The following is a 26,060-nucleotide window of genomic DNA, read 5'->3' as shown; positions in this document are numbered from 1 at the left end:
GCAATGTTCACGTTATCATCTTCACCTTCCGCCCAGCGGCATCCACGGACTCCCGGAATAAGGACAATTCATGCGCATCGGTCTTCTGTCATCCCTGACCCTGGCACTGTGTGCCGGCGTATCCCTGCAGGCCCAGGCCAGTGGCGACGACTCGTGCTACCCCGACTGGCGCGTGTCCCAGGATTCGCTGACCGCTTGCAGCAACATGCCGTTCCTGAGCCCTGGCAACGACAGCCGGACCAACCTGCGCCTGTTGCTCGCGGCAAAAAAGAACGCGCCCCTGACCCCCAATCCGCTGGGTGAAGATGACCTGGCCCAGGGCTTCGGCCCGGTGCCGTTCCCGGTGTATCGCCTGGTGCCCCGCCCGCCCGAGGGGCAGACGCCCGCAGAACAAGGCACGGAGCTTGCGCAGTTGTTGGCCGCGCTGGGCATCCAGCACGAGGCCACGGCGGCGGCGGGCGACCAGTTTTTGTGGGGCGAAGGCAGCCGTTGCCGCAGTAACAATGTGCAGAGCGCCACCGACTTTGTGCGCCAAGTGACCAACGCCGATGTGCCGGCGAATGAGCGTGTGCTGCTGGCCAATGCCCGCCTGAAACTGCTCGGCACCTGCGACTGGCAGGGCGAGGTGCTGCTGGAGCCGCAGTTGATCACTTCCACCCAGGGTCGCGAACTGACCACCTACCTGCTCGCCGCCTCCGACTTTTACAGCGGGCGCTTTGTGTATGCCGAGCGTGGATTTGCCGCAGTCACCCTGACCACGTTGCCGTGGCTGAAGGAAACGGCGGTGTACATGATCGCCCGCGCGTCGCTCAACCATGCCCAGGAAAATGCCTTCGATGAATACGGCCTACCCCAGCGCCAGGCTGTGGATAAGTCCGCGCTGGACGAAGCCGAGCACAGTTTCCTCAGCTACCTGAACACTTATCCACAGGGTGAATACGCCCCTTCCGCTCGTGGCCTGCTGCGCCGGGTACATTGGCTGGCGGGCGATGCGACCAAGCTGGCCGACGACTACGCCTGGCAACTGACCGAGGCCAGCGATGCCGAGCGCAATGGCTCCATCGATGAGCTGGTGGAAGAAACCGACAACAAGCTGCTGACCAGCTACGCCGAGACCATCCGCAACCCCTTGTTGCTGGCGATCAACGACCTGATGTGGATGCGCGCCAACAACCCGCCCAAGCTGACCCGCGCCACCCTCGACGGACAAAAGGCCGCGTTTGCCAACGAGCCTGCGCTGTACGACTACTTGCAGGCGGCGTTCGCCCTGTATGTCGAGCACCAGCCAGACCAGGCGTTGAAGCATCTGCCACAGGAGCTGCCAGCGAGCCTGGATTACCTGGCATTCAGCCAGCAAACCCTGCGCGGCCTGGCCCTGCAAGCCAAGCAGGACTGGAAAGGCGCCGAGGCACTGTGGCTACAACTGCTGCCACTGGCCAAGCAGCCCTTGCAGCGCGATCAAGTGGAGCTGGCCCTGGCGATGAACTACGAACGCAGCGGCCAATTGGCCAAGGTGTTCGCCGTCGACTCGCCGATCCAGACCCAGCAAGTGCGCTATATCCTGTTGCGCAGCGTGGCCGGGCCCGAGTTGCTGCGCCAGCAGATCAGCCAGGCCAGCGACCCGCTGGAGCGCAGTACCGCGCAATTTGTGTTGCTCTACAAAGACCTGCTGCGGGGCCAGTTCGCGACCTTTGCCGAGGACTTGCAACAACTGCCGGCCGCCCCTGCCGCAGACAAGCTCGGCACCAGCCTGGGCTATGTGTACGACGGTGGCCAGGCACTGACCCTGTTCCGCTGGAGCGGCGACAAGGCCGCCTCCGGCTACACCTGCCCGACCATCGCGCAAACCGCCAGCACCTTGCAGGACGACCCGAAAAACCCACACGGCCTCAACTGCCTGGGTGAGTTCATCCTGCGCAACGGCCTGGACGGTATGCCCCTGGAACAGGCCCGCTCGGCCGGCAGCCTGGGCAGCACTGCATCGGGCTTCACCGGGGAAACCTTCTCGCGGCTCGAGGGCTACCAACAAGTGATCGCCAACCCCAAGGCGCCCCGTGACGACAAGGCCTATGCACTGTTCCGGGCGATCAACTGCTATGCGCCTTCGGGCTATAACAGCTGCGGTGGCGAAGATGTGGACAAGGCCGTGCGCAAGGGCTGGTTCCGCCAGCTGAAAACCGGGTTTGCCGACACCCAGTGGGGCAAATCGCTGCAGTACTACTGGTAAGCCGGTGAAAGGCTTGTGGCTGGCCCTGCTGCTCCTGGCGAGCCCGGCCTTCGGCGCAGTCGACGCCCGCGACCATGAAGCCTTCTGGCTGTGGAGCGGCGTCGCGCCACAGCCGGTGCTCAAGCAGGCCAAGACCCTGTACATCCTCCAGGGCCAGATCAACTCGACCCGCCGCCAGCCCGAACGCGGCGTGCAGTTCATCGCCCAGGGCATGAGCGTGCCGCGCATCCGTCAGGGCGAAGTGTGGATCGTGTACCGCGCCCATACCTTGCGCTGGCCAGAACCGGTCTACACAAAAATGCTCGGGCAGGTGCAACGCTGGCGCGCAGCGGGCAACCCGGTGGTCGGGATCCAGATCGACTTCGACGCCCGCACCCAATACCTGCACGAATACGCCACCTTCCTCAAGGACCTGCGCCAGCGCTTGCCGAAGGAGTTGCGCCTGAGCATCACCGGCCTGATGGACTGGAGCAGCAACGCCGACCCAGCCGCCATCGCCCAGCTTAAGGGCGTAGTGGATGAAGTGGTGGTGCAGACCTATCAGGGCCGCCACAGCATCCCCGATTACGCGGCGTACCTGCCCCGGATGAACCGACTGGGAATGCCGTTCAAGATCGGCTTGATCCAGGGCGGGGAATGGCAGGAGCCGGGGTATTTGCAGGGGAGTGAGTGGTTTCGGGGGTATGTGGTGTTTTTGCAGAATCCAGGTTGATCCCTGTAGGAGCCGGCTTGCCGGCTCCTACAGGGGATAGCGTCTTACCAGTCGTAAGTCAGGCTCGACACCACCGTACGCCCTTCGCCGTAGTAGCAATCCAGGTCGCTGGTGCACTGCGATACGTAGGTCTTGTTGGCAAGGTTCTGCACGTTCATCGCCAGCTTCACGCCTTTGAGTTTCAGGGGCGAGGCGCCCAGGTCGTAGCTCAGGCTGGCATCGTAGACGGTGTAGGACGGCACGGTGAACGCGCCGGCAAAGTAGTCACCCATGCTGCTGCGCGAGTAGCGGGCGCCCAGGCCTGCGCCGAGGCCGGCCAGGGGGGTGTCGCCGATCACGGTGTAGTTGACCCACAACGCCGCCGTCAGGGGTGAGATACCGGCCGGGTGGCGGCCTTCGCGACCTTCGTTGTCCTTGGTGTACTTGATGTCGTTGCGCGCCGCCGAAGCGACCACATCCCAGGAATCGTTCAACACGGCCTTGGCTTCGAACTCGACGCCGCGCGAACGCATGGCGCCGCTCTGGCTACTGAAGTTGCTCGGCGGATTGGCCGTCAGGATGTTTTCCTGGTCCAGTTGATAGACCGAGACCTGCACAAAACTTTCCTGGCCCGGGGGCTGGTACTTCACGCCGACTTCGTACTGGTTGCCGGTGGACGGGTCGAAGGGTTTCTGGTTGGCATCGGTGCCGGACAGCGGCAGGAAGGACTCCGAGTAGCTGATAAACGGCGCCAGGCCGTTATCGAACAGGTACACCAGGCCCGCGCGGCCGGTGAAGGCCTGGTCCTTGCTGCTGGTGCGGTCGTCGCTCAGCGGCGCCTTGTTGACCACATTGGCCCAGTCATAGCGCCCACCCAGCACCAGTGCCCATTTGTCCCACTTGATCTGGTCCTGCACGTACAGGCCGGTCTGGGTGATGGTGTTGTCCCAGCGATAGGGCTGGCCGAAGTTCAGCGGCTGGCCATACACCGGGTTGAACAGATCGATGATCGGCGGGTTGCGGTCATAAAGGCCGAGGAACCTGGAGTTGGAATGGTAGTAATCCAGGCCCACGATCAGGGTGTGGGAGAACTCGCCAGTGGTGAATTCGGCCTGGGCGATGTTATCCACGCCAATCACTTTGTTGCTCTGCCTCCAGTCCACGCCGAAACGTTGCAGGTAGCGTTGATCCATCGCGCCAGTGGCCGGGTTGGCGACAAAACGGTAGCCGTGCAACGGCGCCCTGTAGCGGTCGTCCACTTCGGCATAGCGCGCGTTTTGCTTGAGGGTCCAGGTGTCGTTCAGCCGATGGGACAACTCGTAGCCGAAGGCGAATTGTTCGCGGTTGTACTTGTTGACGCCCGGCTCGCCGATAAACACATCACGGTCGATCTTGCCGTTGGGGTTGCGCCAGATCGTGCCGGACGCCGGCAGGCCCTGGGCCTCGGGCACGCCCTTGTCTTTCTGGTACTGGGCGAACAGGGTCAGGCTGGTGTCGTCGTTGGGCCGCCAGGTCAGGCTCGGCGCAATGAATTGGCGGCGGTTTTCGAAGTAGTCGATCTCGCCCTGCTCGTCCTTGAGGCGCCCGGTGAGGCGATAGAAGAATTGCCCTTGATCATCCAGCGGGCCGCTAAGGTCAATGGCCGCGCTTTTGTGTTCGTAGGTGCCGGCTTCGAGCACCACCTGGCGCACCGGGGTCTCGCTGGGGCGCTTGCTGACCATATTGACGATGCCGCCCGGCTGGTTGTGCCCGTACAGCACCGATGCCGGGCCCTTGAGCACTTCGATGCGCTCCAGGGAATAGGGCTCGATCTGCAACGCACCGCCGGTACTGCCGCCGCCGTAAGGCAGGTGCAGGCCGTCGAGGTACAAAGGGGTGGGCGAGAAGCCACGGGATGTCGGCTCGTCGAACAGCTTGACCCGGTCGGAGAACCCCCCGGCGCTCATGCCGGGGGTGTACAGCAGCGCCTGGGTCACGCTTTGCGCGCCGCGCGCCTTGATTTCGGCAGCGGTGATCACGTTGATGGTCTGGGGGATTTCCACCAGCGCCGCATCGGTCTTGCTGCCCGTGGCACTGCGGGTGGCGACGATGCCGTCGACCGGGCCCCAGGCGTTTTCCTGGGCCTGCTGGGCACTGATCTGGGTTGCGCCCAACTGCACCGAACCGTCCCCCGACAGCGCCTGCACCGACCAGCCGCCGCCCGACTGCAGCGCCGCCAGGCCGCTGCCGGCCAACAAGCGTTCCAACCCCGGGCCGGTAGCATAGCGGCCCTGCAAGCCAGGGCTGCGCTTGCCGGCAGTCAGTGATGCATCCACCGAGAGCAAAATCCCCGAAGCGCTGGCGAAACGGTTCAACGCCTGGTCCAGGCTGCCGGCAGGGATGTTGTATTGGCGCAAGGCTTCGCCAGCGCTCTCCTGGGCCTGGACCAGGGTCGGGACGAGCGGCACAGTCGCCAGCACACTGACAAACAGGCCACGGCGCAGGGCGCGGGCCAGGGGTTGGATTGGGTGGTGCGGCATTGCAGGACTCCCCGTGAGAACGCTTCTTGATTGGCTTTCAAGAGGTATCCCGGACGGGATTGAAAAACCGACAAAAGAAAATCAAAAAAAATGCGGCCACTGACTTTCCACACCAAAACACCATCAATGTGGGAGCTGGCTTGCCTGCGATAGAGGTGGGTCGGTTAGCCCATCTGTCACTGATACACCGCTATCGCAGGCAAGCCCGCTCCCACCGTTGATCGAGTCAAACCCTGGCTTTTAGGGTGACCCAATAGCGCGTCACCGCATGCACCCGTACCGGCAATGAGCGCTCAAGGGCGGTGAGGATCGCATCGGTGTCATTGAGCGGAAACACACCGGTCAGCAACAGCCCGGACACGGCCTCGTCACAGCGCAACACCCCCGGCCGATAACGGCTCAGTTCAGCCACAAAACGCCCCAGCGGCTGGCGCTCGGCAATCAGGCGGTGCTGGGCCCAACTGCTGGCGTTGGCATCCAGCGCAGTCACTGCCGAGGTCTGCGTTGCACTGAACCACAGGCTGTCACCCGCGTTCATCAGCACCGGCAAACCCTCTACCGGGCGCACCTGCAGGCGTCCTTCATACAGGTCGACGCGGCTGCCGTCGTCCAGTTCGCGCACGGCAAAGCGGGTGCCCAGGGCCTGGATATCGCCCGCAGCGGTTTCGACGATCAGCGGGCGGGACGGGTCGTGGCCGCTGGTCAGCAGGATCTCGCCACGAATCAGGCGGATGCGCCGCTCAGTGGCACTGAAGCGCAGGTCGATGGCACTGTCGCTGTTGAGGTCCAGGTGGGTGCCGTCGCTCAAGGTCAGGTGGCGAATTTCGCCCGTGGCGGTGCGGTGCTCGGCAAACGCCGCCCGCCACGGCTGGCTGCCCTGCACCAGGTAGCCGCTGCCACCGGCTACCAGCAACAGCCCGAGCAGTTTCAACGCAGCCCGACGCTGTGGGTCCGGCGCGTCGCGCAACACCGCGCGGGCGCTGTCTGCGGGTACGCCGCCCAAGGTCTGCTGCAACTGCTGCAACCGCTGCCAGGCGCGACGATGCTCCGGGTCAGCGGCCTGCCAATGGGCAAAGGCCTGGCGCTGGGCCCCGTCGAATTCGCCGCCCCATTGCAGCATCAACCATTCGCTGGCCTGTTCGACCACGGCCTGGGCAATCGGCGCGTCATGGCGGGCTCTCATTCTTCGTAAGCCACCTGGTAGCAGGCGATGATCGCGCGGGTCATGTACTTCTGCACCGAGCTGATCGTTACCCCGAGGCGCTCGGCGATCTGCGCGTAGGTCAGGCCTTCGAACTGCGATAACAGGAACGCCCGGCGCACGTTCTCGGGCATGCGGTCGAGCATGGCATCGATCTGCATCAGGGTTTCGAGGATCAATGCGCGGGTTTCCAGGGACGGCGACTCGGGCTCCGGCAGGTGGGCAATGCTTTGCAGATAGGCGCGCTCGATGCGCAGGCGCCGCCATTGATCGATCACCAGGTTGCGGGCGATCTGCGTCAGGTAGCTGCGGCTCTCCTTGGCCCCGGGAAAACGCCCCGACACCAGCAGGCGCAGGAAGGTGTCCTGCGCCACGTCGGCGGCGTGCTCACGGTCGCCCAGGCGCTTGCGCAGCCAGCCTTGCAGCCAGCCATGATGGTCGCGGTACAGGAGATGAAGCTGTTGCTGGCCGTCAGTCGCGGTGTCCATGAATCGCCCGGATACACTATTGAGAGCAATTATCATTACAGCTTGTATCGCGACTGGCAAAAAACTTTATCAGTTACCGCCCGGCGGTCTGCAACGGATACACCGACTCCCAGCCCCCGCCCAATGCCTTGTACAAGCCGACCATGGCCAGGGACACGCCGGTGGAGCTTTCCACCCATTGCTCCTGGGTCGCCAGCAAGGCGCTCTGCACCGTGAGCACGTTGACGAAATCCACCACCCCTTCGACGTACTGGTGCTGGGCGGTGTCCAGGGCAATCTGGTTCTGGCGCACGGCTTCGGCGAGGCTGTCGCGGCGCAGTTGGCTGGCGTTGTAGCGGGTCAACTGGTCGTCGATTTCATGCCAGGCGCGCAACACGGTCTGCTGGTACGCCAGGGCCGCTTCCTGCTGCTGGGCTTCGCGCAGATCGAGCATGCCTTGCAGGCGGCCGCCGTTGAACAGCGGCAGGCTCAGCGATGGGCCGAAAGCAAAGGTGCGTGAGCCCCAGGAGCCCAGATCCGACAATTGCATGGCCTGGGAACCGAGGCTGCCCGACAGGGTGATCCGTGGGTAGAAGTCGCCCTTGGCCACGCCGATGCTCGCGGTCGCCGCATGCAGGCGCGCCTCGGCCTGGCGGATATCCGGGCGGCGCTGTGCCAGTTGCGACGGCAGGCCAATCGCAACCTGGCGCTGGGTCTGGGGCACCGCCGCGTCCGGCGACAGTTGTGCATGCAAGGCTTGTGGGGCCTGGCCCATCAGCAGGCTCAGGGCGTTGATCAACTGGTCCTGGCGCTGCTGCAAATCCGGCAGGCGCGCTTCGATGGCGGCCACTTGCGCCGCAGCTTCAGCGACATCCAGGTGGGTGGCCACGCCATCGGCCAAGCGCAGTTGCGAGAGCTTCAGGCTGCGCCGTGCGACGTCGAGGTTTTGCTCGGTGACCGCACGGGTACTTTGCACGCCGCGTAGCTGGATGTAGTCCTGGGCAGTCTCGGCCAAGACCGACAGCAGCACACTGCGGCGGTCGTTTTCGGCCACTTGCAGGGTGGCGTCGGCGGCTTCGGTTTCGCGCCGTACCCGGCCCCAGAAGTCCAGTTCCCAGGAGGCCGCAAAGCCCGCGTCCCACAGGTTGAAGGCCGAACGGCCGTTATTGCCGGAGGGATCGCTCAGGCCGTTGGCGCTATTGCGTTTGCGGCCATAGTTGCCGTCGGCGCTGACCTGCGGGTAGCGCTCGGCAGTCGTCACCTGGCGCACCGCGCGGCTCTGTTGCAGGCGGCTGCTGGCCAGTTTCAGGTCGAGGTTGTCACTCAGTGCCCGGCGCACCAGGGCCGACAGTTGCGGGTCGTGGAACACGTCCCACCACTGCTCTTCCAATGGGTCGCTGACCGCACGGCTGGCGGCCTGGCGCCCCTGGGGCTCGGTCCAGTGCGCCGCTGGCTGGGCGTCGGGGCGCTTAAAATCCGGGCCGACGGTGCAAGCGCCCAGGCTGATCAGGCTGAGAGTAAGCAGCGCGAGTTTTCTCATTGCTGCGCCACCTCACGTTGCTGCGCACTGGGCTGTGTGTTGACGCTGGCCTCCACCGACATCCCGACCCGCAGGCGATGAACCTGCGCCTGGCCCGGCTCCAGGATGATTTTCACCGGGATGCGCTGCACCACCTTGGTGAAATTGCCGGTGGCGTTGTCGGGCTTGACCGAGGCGAAGGTCACGCCCGTGGCCGGTGCCAGGCTTTCCAGGTGGCCGTTGAGGACTTCACCGTCGAGGCTGTCGACCCGCACTTCAACCGCCTGGCCGGCGTGCATGTGGGACAGTTGGTTTTCCTGGAAATTGGCCACCACATACGCGTCGGCCAACGGCACCACGGCGAGGATCTTGCTACCCGGGGTGACAAAGGCACCGACCCGCACCGCCCGCTCGCCGACCATGCCATCCACCGGCGCGACAATGCGCGTGTACGACAGTTGATAGCTGGCCATTTCCAGCGCGGCCTGGGCACGCTTCAAGCCACCTTCGGCGGCATCGCGCTGGGCGCTGAGGATTTCCACCTGCTTGCGCTCGGCGGCCAATACCGCCGTGGCGTTGGCCAGGCGCGCGGTGGCCTGGTCGATGCGGGTCCTGGCTTGCTGGGCGTTCTGCACGGTACCTGCGCCAACTCCGGCAAGGTGGTTGTAGCGGTTCAATTCGTGCTCGGCAAAGGCCACTTCGGCGCGGTCGGCGGCCACCGTGGCCTGGGCCTGGGCGATCACCGAGCTTTGCCGCTCAAGGGTGGCCACTGCGTTTTTCAGCTGGGCCTGGGCCATCAGGGTTTCGGCATCGGCGGCCTGGGCGGCGGCGCGCAAGTCGCGGTCATCGATCAGCGCCAGCAACTGCCCGGCCTTGACCTGCTGGTTGTCCTCCACCAACACCTCTTTGATAAACCCGGCGACCCGTGGTGCCACCAAGGTGTAGTCGGCGGCGACGAAGGCGTCGTTGGTGGTCTGGCGCTTGCTGCCAAACACACCCGGCGCCAGCAGGTACACCAGCGCGCCCACGGCGAATACGCTGATAACAGTCACGGCAATCTGGTCTTTGCGTTTCATAAAAATCCTTTGTTTCAGTCAACAATCAAGCGGGTGCGCGCGGTGGGAAAATCCGCGTCGGCATCCAGAAAATCAGGAGGATCAACGCCACCGCGACACCGGCCATGACGTAATAAAGATCCGCAGAAGTCAGCACCACGGCCTGCTGGTGCAGGCGGTGGGCAAGGCCCGTGGCATCGCTGTCAGCCAGGGGTGAGTTACCCAGGGCGTCCACCAGCATGGTCGAGTGGAAATGCAGGCGGTGGGTGGTCAGCACCTCGATCACCCCGGTGGCGACCACCGCCGCCAGGCCCTTGACCGTGTTGAACCAGGCCGAGGCAAACGGCCCGTCGGTGGGCACGATGCTGCCGGTGGACAGCATCAACAGCGGCAACACCGCCATCGGCTGCCCGAAGATTTGCAGCAGTTGCAGCACGTAGAACTCATCCCGGATCCACGCCGAGGTCAGTTGCGCGCCGCCAAGGCAGGACAAGGTCAGCATGCCCAGGCCAATCCCCAGCACCCAGCGGCAATCCACCCAGCGCAAGTTGCACAGGGCGGCCACCAGGGGCAGCGCGAGCAACTGCGGCAGCGCCATGATCAGCATCACCGGCGCGGTTTGCAGCGGCCGGTAACCCTGCACCTGCGCCAGGTAGCTGGACGGCAGGATGATCACCGCCTGCAACACCACCAGCACCCCGGCCAACACGATCAGGGCGAAGGCCAGGTTGCGCAGGCCGAGCATCTGCAACTTGAAGAACGGCATCGGGTGTGACCATTCATTGAGCATGAACAGCACCAGCAACAGCGCCCCGCCAATCAGCAGCGTGGTGATCAGCGGCGACTCGAACCAGTCCAGGCGGTTGCCCTGCAAGATGCCGATCACCAGCATGCAGATCGCCGGGAAGCCCAGCAGCAGGCCGCGCCAGTTGAACTGCTTGAGGCGCTCCAGGCGCAGCGGGTCCTGGGGCAAGCCGTAGGCCACGGCGGCCATGGCCAGCAGGCACGGTGCGACGATCTGCCAGAACGCCCACTGCCAGCCGACGTATTCGGTCCAGAGTGCCGCCAACGGTGTGCCGAGGCTGGGGCCGAAAGTGGCGGTCAGGGCGTAGCCGGCCAGGCCGTAGAGCTTGACGTGGGCCGGCAAGAAACGCAGGGCCACGGTCATCAGCATCGGCGGCAAGGCTCCACCGGCCAGGCCTTGCAGGGTGCGCAGTACCAGCAGGCTTTCATAGTTCGGCGCCAGCGGGCAAAGCACCCCCAGCAGGGTAAACAGGCCGATGGCCCACAGGGTGAAGCGGCGCAGCGAAAACGTCACCGAACACCACGGCGCAAAGGCCATGGCCGAGACGGAAGTGGCGGTGTAGGCAGCAACCAGCCAGGTACCTTCGTCAAACCCGATGTACAGCGCACCGCGGATATCGGCGAGGGCGACCTTGGTCACCATTTCGTTCAGGCCCGAGACCAGTACCGCCAGCAGCACGCCGACCAGGCCGATGATGATCCGTGGGCCGAACACAGGGGGGCTGACGGCGGCGGGTTTGGCGGCGGCCAAGGGCGCGGGGGCAGCGAGGGAAGTCATGAAGGTACAACTCGGCAATAGAATACCCGAGCAGTTTAATAAGGCTTAGACATGACGAAAACTAACTTGTGGGAAGGTTATAACTGCATCAGACGCAATGATTGAACGTAGGAGCTGGCTTGCCTGCGATAGCGGTGTATCAGTTACAGATGCGTTAGCTGACACACCGCTATCGCAGGCAAGCCAGCTCCTACATTTGATCGGGGTCATCAGACCGGCTGGGCTTCGCGCCAGGTCGCCGCGCAGCTTTCACGCATGGTTTCGCGCAGCCATCGGTGCGCCGGGTCTTTGTCGAAGCGCGGGTGCCAGGCCTGGGTCAGGACCAGGGTCGGCAGGGAAATCGGCAGGGTGAATGCGCGCAGTGGCAGTTTCAGGCGATTGGCGCTGTACAGCGCTTCCTTGGGCACCGGCAGGATCAGGTCGGAGTCGGGCAGCATGAACATCGCACCGTGAAACCCCGGCGCGATCATCGCCACCCGGCGCTCCAGGCCCTGGGCACTGAGGGCAGTGTCGATCGGCCCACGGGCGATACCGCGCCGGGAGATGCTGATATGGGAGTAGCTGGCAAAGCGCGCCGCAGTGATTTCTTCGTCGAACAGCGGGTGGCCTTCACGGGCCAGGCCGACGAAGGTGGTGGAGAACAGGTTCTGCACCTTCACTTCCGGGGTGATCGGCATGGTGTTGCCGACGCGCAGGTCCAGGCGCCCTTCGCGCAAGGCTTCATCGTCACTGTCGCCTTCCGGCACAAAACGCAGCTCGCAGTGGGGCGCCACCCGTTCCATGGCATCGAACAAACGACCGCCATACACGCCGACAAAAAAGTCATTGGCACGCACGCTGAACCGCCGGCGCAAAGTGCTCAGGTCGACCTCGTCCGCCGAGCGGAACAGCAACGCCGCCTGCTCCACCACGTTGCGCACCTGGCCTTGCAACTCCAGGGCCTTGGGCGTGGGCACCAGGCCGCGCCCGGCGCGCACCAGGATCGGATCGCCGACAGCCTCGCGGATGCGCGTCAGGGTGCGGCTCATGGCCGCCGGGCTGAGGTTCATCCGCCGTGCGGCGCCCACCACACTGCCCTCGTCGAGCAAGGCGTCGAGGGCCACCAGCAGGTTCATGTCCGGTAATTGCATGCCAAGCACTCGTGATGAATGTGGAGTACAGCGCACGCAATCGTAGCAGGCTTTATCGGTACTGTTTCAGGCTATGCGGCAGGTAATCGGCGTAGGTGGCGGTGGGATTGGCCTGACACTGGCGGACGATTTCCGGCAATAAGTTTTCCAGCTGATCGGCCAGGACCAGGCCGTCGGCATAGGTAGTTTTGCCACTGAACGCCGGCAGCATCACCGCAACGCGGGTGATGGCGAAGCTCTTCATGGCACTCAAAGGGCGGGTGGCATGCTCGCGGCGGAACTGGCTGACCTCCTCGCTCAAGTCACGGCAGGATTGAAACTTCACCTCGGTAAAGTTCAGTTGCACCCCTTCACGGCTGATGGGCTCGGGCGAAAACAGCATATCGTTGCGCGCCTCGACCACCGCAGGCCGCTCGGCGCTCACTGTCCACGGCTTGAAGCGCCATTGCTTGGCCGCACCGACAGCCGCTTCGCCAAAGGCGGGCTTGGTGGCATTGAGCGCTTTTACATCGCTGACCGATCCGTCGTTGTGGATCTTGAGGCTGATCCGCGCATGCCCCTGGGTGGTTGTCAGGGTCTTGGGGTACACCGGCTTGACCGTGAACACCACTTCAGGCTCAAACCCGGCAAAAACCGCTGTCGACGCGAGTAAGGCTGCAGCCAAGACAAGAAACCGCATGTTCGTAAATCCTTTTACCGGCCAGGCCTGACGCCAGGGCGGCGTCAGGTTCGGGCGGCATTATCGGACTCATAGCGGCCAAAGAGCAATAATTCCTATTTAGCGCTGCATGCCCCAGCGCTTCACGGTGACGCGCTCGAGGGTGTCGAACACCAGGTTTTCCACGAGCAGGCCGATCAGGATCACTACCGCCAGCCCGGCGAATACCTTGTCGGTGTACAACTCGTTGCGGTTCTGGAAGATGTACCAGCCCAGGCCGCCCTTGCCGCTGGTGGCGCCGAACACCAGTTCGGCGGCGATCAGCGTGCGCCAGGCAAAGGCCCAGCCGATCTTCAGGCCGGCGAGGATCGACGGCAGCGCCGCCGGGATCAGGATAAACAGCACAAAGCGCATGCCCTTGAGGCCGTAGTTGCGCCCAGCCATGCGCAGGGTTTCCGACACCCCCATAAACCCCGAGTAGGTGTTGAGCGCCAAGGCCCACAGCACCGAGTGCACCAGCACAAAAATCAGGCTGTTCTGCCCCAGGCCAAACCACAACAGCGCCAGGGGCAGCAGGGCAATCGCCGGCAGCGGGTTGAACATCGAGGTCAGGGTGCTCAGCAGGTCGCGGCCCATCTGGGTCGAGACCGCCAGGGTGGTCAGGGCAAATGCCAGGACGATGCCGATCAGGTAGCCCTTGAGCAGCACCACCAGCGAGATGCTGACCTTGCCCAGCAACTCGCCGCTGGCAATGCCGTCGTAGAAGGCGTGGAAGGTCTGCAAGAAGCTGGGCAGCAGCAGGTCGTTGTTCTGATAGCGCGCCGCCGCTTCCCAGAGGATCGCCAGCACGATCAGGATCAGGCCCTTGCGCAGCCAGCCTTGTTGCCACAGGCGTTGGCGCAGGGGTAAGGCGCGTTCCACGGGCACGCCGGGCAGCGGTTGCAGGGTGATTTCATATTCCTGGCGCATGGGCACAGTCCTTCAATAAGCGATGCGGATGTCGGCGAAATCCAGTTCGGTTTTTGCCTCGGGCGACTCATCGAACAACAGGCGATGAATACGCCGCGCCGACGCCTGGAACGCCACACCGCCGAGGCTGTGCAGGTCGTATTGATGGCTGTGGATTTCGGCGCGCACCCGCCCTGGATGGGGCGACAGCAACAGGATGCGATTGCCCACCACCAGGGCTTCTTCGATGGAGTGGGTGACAAACAGCAGGGTGAAGCGCACCTCTTCCCACAGCAGCAGCAATTCCTCCTGCATCTTGCGCCGGGTCAGGGCATCGAGGGCGGCGAAGGGCTCGTCCATCAGCAGGATTTTCGGCTGCATGGCCAACGCCCGGGCAATCGCCACCCGCGCCTTCATGCCACCGGACAGGGTGTGTGGATAGGCGTCGGCAAAGGCGCTCAAACCGACCTTGTCGAGGTAGTACAACGCCCGCTCCTCAGCTTCGCGGCGCTTGAGGGTCCGGGACGCCAGCAACGGGAACATCACGTTCTGCTTGACGGTTTTCCAGGGCGGCAGTTGGTCGAACTCCTGGAACACCACGATGCGATCCGGGCCCGGTTGCTCGACCTTTTGCCCCAGCAGGCGGATCTCGCCTTCGCAGGGTTTGATAAAGCCGGCCACCGCCTTGAGCAGCGTGGATTTGCCGCAGCCCGAAGGCCCCAGCAGTACAAAGCGATCAGCCGGATCGATCTCGAAGCTGACCTGGTGAGTGGCCCGCACCACCCGTTCGGGGGTGCGGTATTCCAGGCTGACTTGATCCACCGCGAGCAAGGCTTGGGCGGGACTCAGGTTGCTGGCCGTGTGGCCTTGCAAAGGCGCGTTCATCTCAGCTCCCTTGCAGCGGCTTGGCATCCTGGAAGAAGTAATCCTTCCACGACTCGGGTTTGTTCTTGATCGCGCCCACGCGGTAGAGGAATTCAGCCAGTGGGTAGGTGTTTTTCGGCGTGACGCTGAACTCAAATTGCGGGTTGTCGATGATTTTCAGCAACTCGGCCCGGTCGATCTTGGCCTTGGTCACCCGGATATAGGTGTCGGCGGCGGCGCCCTTGTCGTTCTGGGCGAACTGCGCGGCCTCGGTCAGGGCATCGATGAAGGCCTTGTAGGTTTTCGGGTTGTCGTTGCGAAACTTCTCGGTGGCGAACAACACGGTCGGCGAGTTCGGCCCCAGCAGGTCATAGGTGTTGAGCACCACATGCACGTTCGGGTTGGCCAGGGCCTGATCCTGGAACGGCGGGTTGGAGAAGTGCCCGGTCAGCTCGGTGCCGCCGGCGATAAGCGCGGCCGTGGCGTCGGGGTGCGGCACGGCGATGGTGTATTTATCCAGGCGATTGAACTCCTTGTCGCCCCATTGCTTGGCCGCAGCGTATTGCAAGAATCGCGACTGCACGGAAACCCCCACGGCCGGCACGGCAATGCGGTCTTTCTCGGTGAAGTCTGCAATGGTCTTGACCTTGGGATTGTTGCTGACCAGGTAGTACGGGAAGTTGCCCAGGGAGGCCACGGCCTTGACGTTCTGCTTGCCGTGGGTACGGTCCCAGATAGTCAGCAGCGGGCCGACACCGGCGCCGGCAATGTCGATGGAGCCGGAAAGCAGCGCGTCATTGACCGCCGCGCCGCCGGACAACTGGGTCCAGTCGACCTTGATGTCGATACCTTCCTGCTTGCCGTATTTCTCGATCAGGTTCTGGTCGCGCACCACGTTGAGCAGCAGGTAAACGATGCCGAACTGCTCGGCAATGCGAATCTGGCCTTCGGCCTGGGCGACAGTCGGGGCAACCAGACTGCCGGCCAACAGGCTGATGCCAAGGCCCACGGTCGCGGCCAATCGTGCAAAGGGGGTTTTGCTGGACATGGTCATGCTCCGAATCAGAAGGGGGCGTCGCCCTGGATGGTGGTGCGAAACAGCTTGCGGCGCAGGTGGCTGGGGCAACCGGCGGCCAGGTGGATCAGCGAGCGGTTGTCCCAGAACACCAGGTCGTGGGGCTGCCAGCTATGGCGGTAGATGTTGTGCGGGTGGACGCTGTGGGCGTAGAGCTGGGCCAGCAGGTCGCGGCTTTCGTCTTCGGGCAGGCCGACGATACGGGTGGTGAATCCTTCACTGACGAACAGTGCCTTGCGCCCGTTTTCCGGGTGGGTGCGCACCACCGGGTGCACCACCTCGGCGACCTGGGCCAGTTGTTCGGGGGTCAGGGTCGGGCGCCAGTTGCCTTCGAATTTGGTTTCGCTGTAGCGCGCGGTGTAGGAGTGCGCGGCGCTGCGGCCCTGCACGGCTTGGCGCAGATGCTCGGGCAGTTGGTCCCAGGCTTTGTGCATGTCGGCAAACAGCGTGTCGCCGCCTTCGGACGGCAACTCCTGGGCGTGGAGCATCGAACCCAGGCTCGGCAGTTCCTTGTACGACAGGTCCGAGTGCCAGAACTTGCCAGCGTCGCCCAGGCCGACGGATTGACCGTTTTCGATGATGTTGGAGACGATGAGGATTTCCGGGTGGTTGGCCAGCAGGAACTGTTTGAGCACATGGATCTGCAACACGCCGAAACGGCGGCTGAAGGCGATCTGTTGCTCGGGGGTGATGTGCTGGTCGCGGAACACCACCACATGGTGGTCCAGGTGCGCGCGGTGGATGCGGGCGAAATCCTGGTCGTTGACCGGACGCGACAGATCCAGGCCGATGATCTCGGCGCCTACGCTGCCGGGGAATGGGCGGATGTCGAAGGTTTGGGCGGTGGGCAAGGCGGCTGTGGCGGTGGACATGAGATCACTCCCTGGCAGTCAGGAGAGTGACTTTATAGATATAAGAACTGGAATTTAAATACCGTTAGAGAATAACGATATGGCCTTTTTGCGGTAGAGGCTGGGGGATGGGGTGAGGTTGAGGGCCCCTTCGCGGGCAAGCCCGCTCCCACATTCGACCGATTTCCAACATAGGAATGCGGTTGAATGTGGGAGCGGGCTTGCTCGCGAAGGGGACCGCCCAGACACTGAAGATCAACGCTCCTGCAACGACTCCGCCCGGGCCTTGATGATGGGCTTGAGCAGGTAGCTGAGGATGGTTTTCTTGCCGGTGATGATATCGACCGAGGCGACCATGCCGGGGATGATGATCAACGGCTTCTCATCGGTGCCCAGGTGGCTGCGATCGGTGCGCAAGGTGATCATGTAGTAGGTGGTTTTCTTGTCTTCGTCGGTGATGGTATCGGCACCGATGCGCTCCAGCTTGGCCTTGAGGCCGCCGTAGATGGTGTAGTCATAGGCGGTGAACTTGACCACGGCCTCTTGCCCCGGGTGCAGGAAAGCAATGTCTTGCGGGCGGATCTTGGCTTCCACCAGCAGGGTGTCGTCCAACGGCACGATTTCCACCATGTCGCTGCCCGGCTGGATCACCCCGCCGATGGTGTTGACCAGCAGTTGCTTGACGATCCCGCGCACCGGCGAGGTGACCAGGGTCCGGCTCACCCGGTCTTCGAGGGCTTTGCCGGTGGCCTGGGCCTTGTTCAAGTCGGTGCGTGCTTCGTTGAGTTCGGTCAGGGCTTCGCTGCGGTATTTACCGCGGGTCTCGTCGATCTTGCGCTGCACTTCCTTGATCGCCGAATCGGCGCGGGGGATGGCCAGGGTGGTGGCGTCCAGCTGGCCACGGGTTTCCATTTCTGCGCGCTTGAGGCGCAGCACTTCCACCGGCGACACCGCCCCCTGGGCGACCAGGGGTTCGGACATGTTGATTTCCTGGCGCTGCAACGACAGCTGGTTACGGTACTGGCCCTGCTTGGAGGTGTATTCGCGCATCTCCTGCTGGCGCTGGGTCAGTTGCTCCTGCAAGCCGCCGATTTCGTCCTTGAACTGCTGGCGCCGGCTTTCGTACAGCGACTGCTCGTTGATCGCCTGGGTGGGCGCAGCAGCCCGCACATCTTCAGGGATATTCAACGGCCGGTCTTCGACCTGGGCGTTCAAGCGTTCGATGCGCAACAGCAGGGACAGGCGCTGGGCCTCGGTTTCCCCGGCGTTGGAGACAAAGCGTGTGTCGTCCAGGCGAATCAGCGGCGCGCCGGCTTCGACGATCTGCCCTTCCTTGACGTACAGCTCGGCGACGATGCCGCCTTCCAGGTTCTGGATCTTCTGCAGCTTGGAGGATGGGATGGCCTTGCCATCGCCACGCGTGACTTCGTCGACCTTGGCAAAGCCGGCCCACAGCAGCATGCACAGGAAAAACCCGATGATCCCCCAGATGGTCAGCCGCACGACGCGCGGGGCATCTTCGATCAGGGCCTTCTTGACCTCTGGCAGTGGCTGGCCGTCCAGCGAATCGGAACCAATGAAGTAACGACGGACCGCGTCCTTGAATTTACGCAACACTGATCTGCCCCTTCTTCAACGCTTCCATCACTACGGCTTTCGGGCCATCCGCGAGGATCTGCCCACGGTCGATGACCAGCAAACGGTCCACCAAAGACAGCAACGACGCCCGGTGCGTCACCAGCACCACGGTCTTGTTTGCCACAACGGCTTGCAGGCGCTGTTTGAGGCGTTCCTCACCGGTGTTGTCCATGGCGCTGGTCGGTTCGTCCAGCAGCAGGATAGGCGGGTTGAGCAACAGGGCACGCGCCAGGGCGACGTTTTGTCGCTGGCCGCCAGAAAGGTTCTGGCCCCGCTCGCCTACTTGCAGTTCGTAGCCTTGCGGATGCAGGCGGGCAAATTCGTGGACGCCCGCCAGTTCGGCGGCTTGCAGCACCACTTCGTCTTCAACGTAGCGGGCGCCGGAGACCAGGTTGTCGCGCAGGGTACCGGCCAGCAGTTGGATGTCCTGGGGCACATAGCCGACGTTGTGGCGCAGCTCGCTGACGTCGATCTGGCGAATGTCCACGCCGTCTACCAGCAAGGCGCCAGAGTCGGGCTGATAGAGCCCCACGATCAGTTTGGCCAGGGAACTCTTGCCCGAACCGCTACGCCCGATGATGCCGATCTTCTCGCCGGGCTTGATCAGCAGGTTGATGTTCTTGAGCGCCATGTTCTGCTGGTTGGGGTAGGTAAAGTTCAGGCCCCGGCACTCGATGGCGCCTTGCAGGGTGCGGCGGCTCAGGGGGCGCTCTTCGAAGTTGCGCTCCTGGGGCAGCTCCATCATCTGGTCGGTGGAGACCATGGTGACTTTGGCCTGCTGGTAGCGGGTCATCAAGCCCGACAGCGACGCCAGGGGGCTGAGGGCGCGGCCACTGAGCATGTAGCAGGCAATCAGGCCGCCCATGCTGAGGTTGCCGGCGATGATCTGGTAGACCCCGAAGACAATCATGATCACACCCGCCAGTTGCTGGATCAGCAGGGTGATGTTCATCGACAGCCCGGAGAGCATTTTGACCCGCAGCTCAAGGCGGCTGAGGGTGCCAATGGTCTGTTCCCACTGGTACTGGCGCTCGCTTTCGGCGTTGTTGACCTTGACCGCGTCCAGCCCGGCCAGGGTTTCGATCAGGCTCGACTGGCGCTCGGAGGCCAGGGCCATGGTGCGCTCCATGGTGGCGACCAACGGCTTTTGCAGCAGGTAGCCGATGCCCAGGGCAATCGGGAAGGCCAGCATGGGGATCCACACCAGATGCCCGCCGAGGATGGCGATCACCATGAAGATCAGCAGGGTGAACGGCAGGTCGATCAGGCTGGTGAGGGTCAGGGACGCGAGAAAATCGCGCAGGCTCTGAAACTCGTGGATGTTCTGGGCGAAACTGCCGACCCGCGCCGGGCGGTACTTCATTGACATGCCGACGATCCGCTCGAACAGCGTGGCCGAGATGATCAGGTCGGTTTTCTTGCCGGCCAGGTCCAGGCACAGGCTACGCAGGCTCTTGAGGACCAGGTCGAAGACGTAGGCGATGAAAATACCGGTGGCCAGCACCCACAGGGTGGCGGTGGCCTGGTTCGGCACCACGCGGTCGTAGACGTTCATCACGAACAGCGGCGCGGCCATGGCAATCAGGTTGATCAGGAAACTGGCGGCGATGGCATCGGCGTAGAGCCAGCGCGAACGCTTGAGGGTATCGCGAAACCACGAGCGGGCCCGGGGAATCAGGGTGCCGTGGCTGACATCGAATTTGTGCTGGGGCTGGGCAAAGAACACTTTACCGATGTAGTCATCGGCCAAGGCTTGACGCTTGACGATGGTTTCACCGCCATCGCTTTCGCTGAGCAGCACCTGGGCTTCGTCTTCACCCTGCCAGCCGAGCAGCACGGCGCTGCGACCGTCCTTGAGCAACAACAACGCCGGCATGGCAATCGCGGGGATCGAATCGAGCTTGCGTTGCAGCAGGCGCCCTTGCAAACCGGCGCGGGCCGCGGCCCGGGCCAGCAAATCGGCAGTCAGTTGCTGTGCCGGCAATGGCAGACCGGTGGTCAGCATCGCCGCACTGGCGGGCTTCTGGTGCAGGGCGCAGAGAGCCAACAACCCGTCGAGTAACGGGTCGTCGTGCAATGTGCGTGGATCATGACTGAGATGGACTCGACTGACTTCTGATTCCACGCGGGCTCTCTCAACTAACAGATGGGACTATAAGGAATAGCTCAATTCATCCCAGGCAGTTGAACTTTCGGCTTCACATCGTTCTGTACGACGGAGGCCATCGGTGCGACCACTCCCTGGCTCTTGAGCAACTCGCCCATGGTCGCCTTGATTCGGTACTGAGTAAATAACTGAACGTTTTTTATCTCTTCCAGACGACGCGAAGCGGTGAACAGTTCGTTCTCGCTGTCGAGCAAGTCGAGCAGGGTCCGCTCGCCCAGGCTGAATTGCTTTTGGTACGCGCCGCGCACCTTGCTGCTGTGGTCGACGTATTGCTGGGCAATCGGCACCTGGGCATTGGCGTTGTTCATGGCGTTCCAGGCCAGGCCCAGTTCTTCGTTCAATTGACGCAGGGCGTTGTTGCGAATATCCAGGGCCTGGTTGGACTGGTAGGACTTGGACTCCAGCTCAGCCTTGTTGCTGCCACCGGCATACAGGTTAAAGCGCATGCGCAGCATGGCTTCCCAGCCATTGTTGTGGCTGGCGTCGCCGTCGATGTTGTTGTCGGCGTTGCGGCCCAACTCGGCGTCGAAGCGTGGGTAGAAGGAAGACTTGGCGGCTTCGTATTGTTTTTCGGCGGCGGCGATGTCGGATTCGGCCGAACGCAGGATCGGGCTGTTATCCAGCATCTGGCGGCGCGCTTCGTTCAGGTCTGCTGGCAGCAGCGCCATGAAGCTTGGCGGACGCTCCAACTGATCGGCTTCCTGGCCAACAGCGCTCAGGTAGTTGGTCTGGGCATCGGCCAGGTTGGTCTGCTCGGTGATCACGTTGTTGCGGGCCTGGGCCAGACGGGCTTCGGCCTGGTCCAGGTCAGCCCCGCTGCCGACGCCGCGCTGGGTGCGCAACTTGATCTGGTCGTAGATGCGCTCGTGATTGCGCAGGTTGTCTTCAGCCAGGCGCACGAACTCACGACGGGTCAGGACGTCCAGGTAAACCTGGGCTACCGTCAATGCTGTGCGCTCGGAAGTGCCAAGCAACGAGAAAGCGCGGGAGTTAACGGTGGCTTGTTGACGCCCAACTTCACTGGAGGTGGCAAAACCGTCAAAAACCATTTGCTGCAGGCGCAGGCTCGATTCACCGCGATTAAGGGTGTCCCAGTGGCCGCCACGTGCCCGGGTGGAAGAACTGTCGGTGCCTTCACGGCCGTAACCGGCGTTCAGGTCGACACGGGGCAGGTAACCGCCCTTGGCCGCACGTAACTGATAGTCGGCAGCAATACGAGCGTTGACACCTGCCTGAATCTCCGGGTGCACATCCAGCGCTTGCTGCATGGCCTGGGGCAGGGTTTGGGCTTGTACAAAACTGGCGGCGAGAACGAACGGTATTGCCTTAAGCAGGTGCAAACGCATTTAAAAATTCCCCAGGACTTCTTGTCTCAAGTCACAGCAACTTGGCGTGCTGCGTTAGAAAATGGCTACCGTAATGACCGTACGTCGGAAAGTTCAAAAGCGGAACTGGTTCACACATGTAGGACGGTTCGCCGCGTGAATATCAATGTGACATTAGCGAGGCGATTGTTTAGGATGGCGCCAATAAGGTCAATAGTTTGGCATAAAGTAAATCGCCAAAAAATATAGCCAATTATTTGACGTCACCCGTTTTATAAACTACGCACTTCCCAGGTTGATGAATCCCATAGGGTCTCAGCCACAGGAACACCCACAGAATGGATCGCCGGAGAAATCTTCAATGAGCAGTGTTGTTGCAATCGTCAAAAGCATTGTTGGCCAAGTTTTCGTCATTTCTCCGGAAGGCGCCCGTCGGGTGCTTGTTGAGGGTGATCGCCTGTTCGCCGGCGACCAGATAGACACCGGCATGTCGGGCGCCGTCAGCCTGGAGCTGGCCGATGGCCGCACCCTGGACCTGGGCCGTGATACCCAGTGGAGCGCCAACGCGCCCGACTCCAGCACCGACCTGAGCCAAGCCACCGCACAGGCCGCGCCTTCGGTTGCCGAACTGCAGCAGGCCATTGCCGCCGGCGCTGACCCGACCACCGACCTGGAAGCCACTGCCGCAGGCGCGACAGCTTCTGGCACGGGCGCTGCCGGTGGCGGCCACAGCTTTGTGATGCTCAATGAGACGGCTGGCTCGGTTGATCCGTCCATTGGTTTCCCGACGGCAGGCCTGGGGTTCGGTACTAATGCGTTGACCAACGAACTCGGCGGGCAGCCGACCGACCCGCTCACGGCAGCACCTTTGCCGTCGACCCTGTCGCTGAGCGCCACCCCGACCATCACCGAAGCCGGCGGCGTGCTGACCTACACCGCCACGGTGACCCAGCCGTCTACCAGCAACCTGACCGTCACCCTGTCCAACGGCGCGGTGATCACCATCCCGGCCGGCCAGGTGACTGGCTCCGTGAATGTGCCCCTGGCGCCCAACGACAGCCCGTACATCGATCCAGGCCAGATCAGCGTCACCGTCACTGGCACCACTGGCGGTAACAACCTGATCGTGACCGTCGACCCGACGCCGGCCGTCACCCAGATCACCGACACCATCGACACCACCACCGTGACCCTGACAGCAGGCGAAACGGTGACCGAAGGCGGTCAGATCACCTACACCGCGACCTTGACCAACCCGGCGCAGACGCCCGTCACCATTACCTTGAGCAACGGCTCGGTGATCACCATCGAGGCGGGTAAGTCCACCGGTACGGTGGTGGTCGAGACGCCGGCCAACGACGTCTATACCAATGGCAGCACGGTCAGCACCACCATTACCGGGGCAACCGGTGGCAACTTCGAAAACCTGGTGCCCAACACCACACCAGCCGTCACCACGATTACCGACTCGGTCGACGACACCGGCGTAACCCTGACCGCGACCAACACGGTCACCGAAGGCGGCCAGATCACCTACACCGCGACGCTGACCAACCCGGCGCAAACCCCGGTGACCGTGACCTTGTCCAACGGTTCGGTGATCACCATCAAGGCCGGCGAGTCCGTCGGTACCGTAGTGGTCGACACCCCGGCGAACGACGTCTACGTCAACGGCAGCACCGTCACGACGACCATCACCGGCACGACCGGTGGCAACTTTGAAAACCTGGTGCCCAACACCACGCCAGCCGTCACCACCATCACCGATTCGGTCGACACCACCACGGTGACGCTGACTGCGCCTGGCGATGTCAGCGAAGGCGGTCAGATCACCTACATCGCCACGCTGTCCAATAAAGCGGACACCGACGTTACCCTGAAGCTGGACAACGGTTCGACCATCGTCATCAAGGCAGGTGAAACCGTTGGCTCCGTCACCGTCGATGCTCCGGGCGATGATGTGTTTGTCGACAAAAGCACGCAAACGGTAAAGATCGTCGAGACTAATGGCGGTAACTTCGAAAAACTGGAAGTGGCAGGCGATGGCGCGACCACCACCGTCAACGACACCATCGACAAGGTCGATGTGGTCCTGACCGCCACAACCACCGTGGGCGAAGGCGGTCAGATCGTCTACACCGCATCGCTGGTGGACAAGGCCGGTAACCCGGTCACCAACACCACCAATCCGTTGACCGTGACGCTGGACAATGGCCAGACCATCACCATTGGCGTCGGCCAATCCGCGGGCACTGCCAGCACTGTTGCGCCAAACGATGTGTATGAGGGCAACCAGACCGTCACCACCGCTATCACCAATGTGACCGGCGGCGCGCATTTCGAGAACCTGGTGCCTGGCACCACGCCGGTCAACACCACCGTGACCGACACACCCGGCACCACCGACACCACCACCGTCACCCTGACTGCGCCAGGCGAGGCCGACGAAGGTGGCAACATCACCTACACCGCGACCTTGAGCAACAAGGCCGGCAGCGACCTGACCCTGACCTTGAGCAATGGTGACGTCATCACTATCGCCAAGGGCGAGACGACCGGCCAGGTGACGTCCAAGGCACCGAGCGACGACGTATTCAAAGATGCAGGCCCGATCAACGTCACGATCAATCCGGACGTCGTGGGTGGCGGTTTCGAGAAGCTTGATATCGCACCGGGTGGGGCGACAACGCAGATCAACGACACCATCGACAAGGTCGATGTGGTGCTGACCGCGACCAAAACCGTGGGTGAAGGCGGCGAGATCGTCTACACCGCGACCTTGGTAGATAAGAACGGCGCGCCGGTGACTAACATCACCAGCCCTGTGACTGTGACTCTGGATAACAACCAGGTCATCACCATTGGCGTGAACCAGTCGAGCGGGACTGTCTCGGTTGTGGCTCCAGATGACGTGTACAAAGGTGATCAAACCGTTACTACCGGCATTAAAGAAGTCGCCGGTGGCGAGCACTTTGAAAATCTGGTTCCGGGGACTGACAAGGTCACCACGACTGTTACTGATACCCCAGGTACCGATAACACCACGACTGTGACGCTGACTGCTCCGTCGGAAGTGAGTGAAGGTGGAAAAATCACCTACACCGCCACCTTGAGCAACAAGGCTGACACTGACGTCACCTTGACCCTCGATAACAAACAAACCATCACCATCAAAGCTGGCGAAACCGTCGGCACCGTGACAGTGGACGCTCCAGGCGATGACGTGTTCATCGATAAGAGCACCCAGACCGTCCAGATCACCGGCACTGACGGTGGCAACTTCGAGAAGCTCGTGGTTGCAGGTGATGGCGCGACTACCACCATCAACGACACCATCGACAAGGTCGATGTGGTTCTGACCGCAACCAAAACCGTGGGTGAAGGCGGCCAGATCGTCTACACCGCCACCCTTGTGGATAAAAACGGCGCCCCCGTCACTAACACCACTGGTCCACTGACCATCACCTTGGATAACAACCAGGTCATCACCATCGGTGTGGACAAGTCGAGCGGTACCGTTTCGGTTGTGGCTCCGGACGACGTCTACAAAGGTGATCAAACCGTTACTACCGGTATTAAAGAAGTCGCCGGTGGCGAGCACTTTGAAAATCTGGTTCCAGGTACCGATAAAGTCACCACCGTCGTGACGGACACACCGGGCACCGATAACACCACGACAGTGACCCTGACGGCTCCGTCGGAAGTGAGTGAAGGTGGAAAAATCACCTACACCGCCACCTTGAGCAACAAGGCTGACACCGACGTCACCCTGACCCTCGACAACAAGCAAACCATCACCATCAAGGCCGGTGAAACCGTCGGCACCGTGACGGTGGATGCCCCTGGCGATGACGTGTTCATCGATAAGAGCACCCAAACCGTCCAGATCACCGGGACTGACGGTGGCAACTTCGAGAAGCTCGTGGTTGCAGGCGATGGCGCGACTACCACCATCAACGACACCATCGACAAGGTCGATGTGGTGCTGACTGCGACCAAAACCGTGGGTGAAGGCGGCGAGATCGTCTACACCGCGACCTTGGTGGATAAGAACGGCGCGCCGGTGACTAACATCACCAGCCCTGTGACTGTGACTCTGGATAACAACCAGGTCATCACCATTGGCGTGGACAAGTCGAGCGG

The 26,060-nt window shown here is 62.6% G+C and carries 18 protein-coding genes; 3 read left to right on the top strand and 15 right to left on the bottom strand.

The window, feature by feature from the left end; genetic code table 11:
• Nucleotides 1-70: 70 nt before the first annotated feature.
• Nucleotides 71-2,227, top strand: coding sequence for an outer membrane assembly lipoprotein YfiO (locus HBO05_RS08935; protein WP_172312406.1), 2,157 nt, complete (start codon nucleotides 71-73; stop codon nucleotides 2,225-2,227).
• Between the two features lie 4 nt (nucleotides 2,228-2,231).
• A complete protein-coding gene (locus HBO05_RS08930) occupies nucleotides 2,232-2,939 on the top strand; it encodes a DUF3142 domain-containing protein (protein WP_172312404.1) in 708 nt (235 codons plus the stop codon).
• Nucleotides 2,940-2,983: 44 nt separating this feature from the next.
• Here HBO05_RS08930 and HBO05_RS08925 read toward each other — a convergent pair whose 3' ends face one another.
• From HBO05_RS08925 to HBO05_RS08855, 15 genes are all read right to left on the bottom strand, one after another.
• Nucleotides 2,984-5,437: a TonB-dependent siderophore receptor gene (locus HBO05_RS08925; protein WP_172312402.1), complete on the bottom strand. Its 2,454-nt coding sequence runs from the start codon at nucleotides 5,435-5,437 to the stop codon at nucleotides 2,984-2,986.
• Between the two features lie 226 nt (nucleotides 5,438-5,663).
• Complete coding sequence (locus HBO05_RS08920) at nucleotides 5,664-6,620, bottom strand: FecR domain-containing protein (protein ID WP_172312400.1); 957 nt, start codon at nucleotides 6,618-6,620, stop codon at nucleotides 5,664-5,666.
• Entirely contained in the window at nucleotides 6,617-7,126 is a 510-nt protein-coding gene (locus tag HBO05_RS08915) for a sigma-70 family RNA polymerase sigma factor (RefSeq protein ID WP_170042286.1), read from the bottom strand. Before HBO05_RS08915 ends, HBO05_RS08920 begins: the two co-directional genes overlap by 4 nt.
• A gap of 73 nt (nucleotides 7,127-7,199) precedes the next feature.
• Nucleotides 7,200-8,645, bottom strand: a complete 1,446-nt coding sequence (locus HBO05_RS08910) for an efflux transporter outer membrane subunit (protein WP_172312398.1) — start codon at nucleotides 8,643-8,645, stop codon at nucleotides 7,200-7,202.
• Nucleotides 8,642-9,700 carry an HlyD family secretion protein gene (locus tag HBO05_RS08905; RefSeq protein ID WP_169953994.1) on the bottom strand — a complete coding sequence of 353 codons (1,059 nt, stop codon included), beginning with the start codon at nucleotides 9,698-9,700 and terminating at the stop codon, nucleotides 8,642-8,644. Before HBO05_RS08905 ends, HBO05_RS08910 begins: the two co-directional genes overlap by 4 nt.
• Before the next feature lie 25 nt (nucleotides 9,701-9,725).
• A complete protein-coding gene (locus tag HBO05_RS08900; protein ID WP_172312396.1) occupies nucleotides 9,726-11,261 on the bottom strand; it encodes an MFS transporter in 1,536 nt (511 codons plus the stop codon).
• Between the two features lie 209 nt (nucleotides 11,262-11,470).
• Nucleotides 11,471-12,391 carry a LysR family transcriptional regulator gene (locus HBO05_RS08895; protein WP_169953996.1) on the bottom strand — a complete coding sequence of 307 codons (921 nt, stop codon included), beginning with the start codon at nucleotides 12,389-12,391 and terminating at the stop codon, nucleotides 11,471-11,473.
• 52 nt (nucleotides 12,392-12,443) lie between these two features.
• Nucleotides 12,444-13,070 carry a TonB family protein gene (locus HBO05_RS08890; RefSeq protein WP_172312394.1) on the bottom strand — a complete coding sequence of 209 codons (627 nt, stop codon included), beginning with the start codon at nucleotides 13,068-13,070 and terminating at the stop codon, nucleotides 12,444-12,446.
• Nucleotides 13,071-13,169: 99 nt separating this feature from the next.
• Complete coding sequence (locus HBO05_RS08885; RefSeq protein ID WP_057438937.1) at nucleotides 13,170-14,018, bottom strand: ABC transporter permease; 849 nt, start codon at nucleotides 14,016-14,018, stop codon at nucleotides 13,170-13,172.
• Between the two features lie 12 nt (nucleotides 14,019-14,030).
• Nucleotides 14,031-14,882 (bottom strand): ABC transporter ATP-binding protein, encoded by an 852-nt coding sequence (locus tag HBO05_RS08880; RefSeq protein ID WP_172312392.1) that lies wholly within the window; start codon nucleotides 14,880-14,882, stop codon nucleotides 14,031-14,033.
• 1 nt (nucleotide 14,883) lies between these two features.
• On the bottom strand, nucleotides 14,884-15,909 hold the full coding sequence (locus HBO05_RS08875) for an ABC transporter substrate-binding protein (protein ID WP_169953999.1): 1,026 nt from the start codon (nucleotides 15,907-15,909) through the stop codon (nucleotides 14,884-14,886).
• Nucleotides 15,910-15,923: 14 nt separating this feature from the next.
• Complete coding sequence (locus HBO05_RS08870; protein WP_172312390.1) at nucleotides 15,924-16,808, bottom strand: TauD/TfdA family dioxygenase; 885 nt, start codon at nucleotides 16,806-16,808, stop codon at nucleotides 15,924-15,926.
• Nucleotides 16,809-17,042: 234 nt separating this feature from the next.
• Nucleotides 17,043-18,404: an HlyD family type I secretion periplasmic adaptor subunit gene (locus HBO05_RS08865; protein ID WP_029298775.1), complete on the bottom strand. Its 1,362-nt coding sequence runs from the start codon at nucleotides 18,402-18,404 to the stop codon at nucleotides 17,043-17,045.
• Complete coding sequence (locus tag HBO05_RS08860; RefSeq protein WP_172312388.1) at nucleotides 18,394-20,550, bottom strand: type I secretion system permease/ATPase; 2,157 nt, start codon at nucleotides 20,548-20,550, stop codon at nucleotides 18,394-18,396. Before HBO05_RS08860 ends, HBO05_RS08865 begins: the two co-directional genes overlap by 11 nt.
• 41 nt (nucleotides 20,551-20,591) lie before the next feature.
• A complete protein-coding gene (locus HBO05_RS08855) occupies nucleotides 20,592-21,938 on the bottom strand; it encodes a TolC family outer membrane protein (protein ID WP_029298771.1) in 1,347 nt (448 codons plus the stop codon).
• Between the two features lie 340 nt (nucleotides 21,939-22,278).
• Here HBO05_RS08855 and HBO05_RS08850 point away from each other — a divergent pair.
• Nucleotides 22,279-26,060, top strand: a 3,782-nt coding sequence (locus HBO05_RS08850; RefSeq protein ID WP_172312386.1) for a retention module-containing protein, incomplete at its 3' end; no start/stop codon positions are given.

This window comes from Pseudomonas sp. WS 5079, assembly GCF_012985465.1.
Taxonomy (GTDB): Bacteria; Pseudomonadota; Gammaproteobacteria; order Pseudomonadales; family Pseudomonadaceae; genus Aquipseudomonas.
This window is presented reverse-complemented; position numbering and strand designations above follow the sequence as displayed.

What these genes read in the sequence shown, in the direction of transcription:
- HBO05_RS08935 (WP_172312406.1), top strand. Translation starts at nt 71, where the DNA reads ATGCGCATCGGTCTTCTGTCATCCCTGACCCTGGCACTGTGTGCCGGC.
- HBO05_RS08925 (WP_172312402.1), bottom strand. Translation starts at nt 5,437, where the DNA reads ATGCCGCACCACCCAATCCAACCCCTGGCCCGCGCCCTGCGCCGTGGC.
- HBO05_RS08920 (WP_172312400.1), bottom strand. Translation starts at nt 6,620, where the DNA reads ATGAGAGCCCGCCATGACGCGCCGATTGCCCAGGCCGTGGTCGAACAG.
- HBO05_RS08915 (WP_170042286.1), bottom strand. Translation starts at nt 7,126, where the DNA reads ATGGACACCGCGACTGACGGCCAGCAACAGCTTCATCTCCTGTACCGC.
- HBO05_RS08910 (WP_172312398.1), bottom strand. Translation starts at nt 8,645, where the DNA reads ATGAGAAAACTCGCGCTGCTTACTCTCAGCCTGATCAGCCTGGGCGCT.
- HBO05_RS08905 (WP_169953994.1), bottom strand. Translation starts at nt 9,700, where the DNA reads ATGAAACGCAAAGACCAGATTGCCGTGACTGTTATCAGCGTATTCGCC.
- HBO05_RS08900 (WP_172312396.1), bottom strand. Translation starts at nt 11,261, where the DNA reads ATGACTTCCCTCGCTGCCCCCGCGCCCTTGGCCGCCGCCAAACCCGCC.
- HBO05_RS08895 (WP_169953996.1), bottom strand. Translation starts at nt 12,391, where the DNA reads ATGCAATTACCGGACATGAACCTGCTGGTGGCCCTCGACGCCTTGCTC.
- HBO05_RS08890 (WP_172312394.1), bottom strand. Translation starts at nt 13,070, where the DNA reads ATGCGGTTTCTTGTCTTGGCTGCAGCCTTACTCGCGTCGACAGCGGTT.
- HBO05_RS08885 (WP_057438937.1), bottom strand. Translation starts at nt 14,018, where the DNA reads ATGCGCCAGGAATATGAAATCACCCTGCAACCGCTGCCCGGCGTGCCC.
- HBO05_RS08880 (WP_172312392.1), bottom strand. Translation starts at nt 14,882, where the DNA reads ATGAACGCGCCTTTGCAAGGCCACACGGCCAGCAACCTGAGTCCCGCC.
- HBO05_RS08875 (WP_169953999.1), bottom strand. Translation starts at nt 15,909, where the DNA reads ATGTCCAGCAAAACCCCCTTTGCACGATTGGCCGCGACCGTGGGCCTT.
- HBO05_RS08870 (WP_172312390.1), bottom strand. Translation starts at nt 16,808, where the DNA reads ATGTCCACCGCCACAGCCGCCTTGCCCACCGCCCAAACCTTCGACATC.
- HBO05_RS08855 (WP_029298771.1), bottom strand. Translation starts at nt 21,938, where the DNA reads ATGCGTTTGCACCTGCTTAAGGCAATACCGTTCGTTCTCGCCGCCAGT.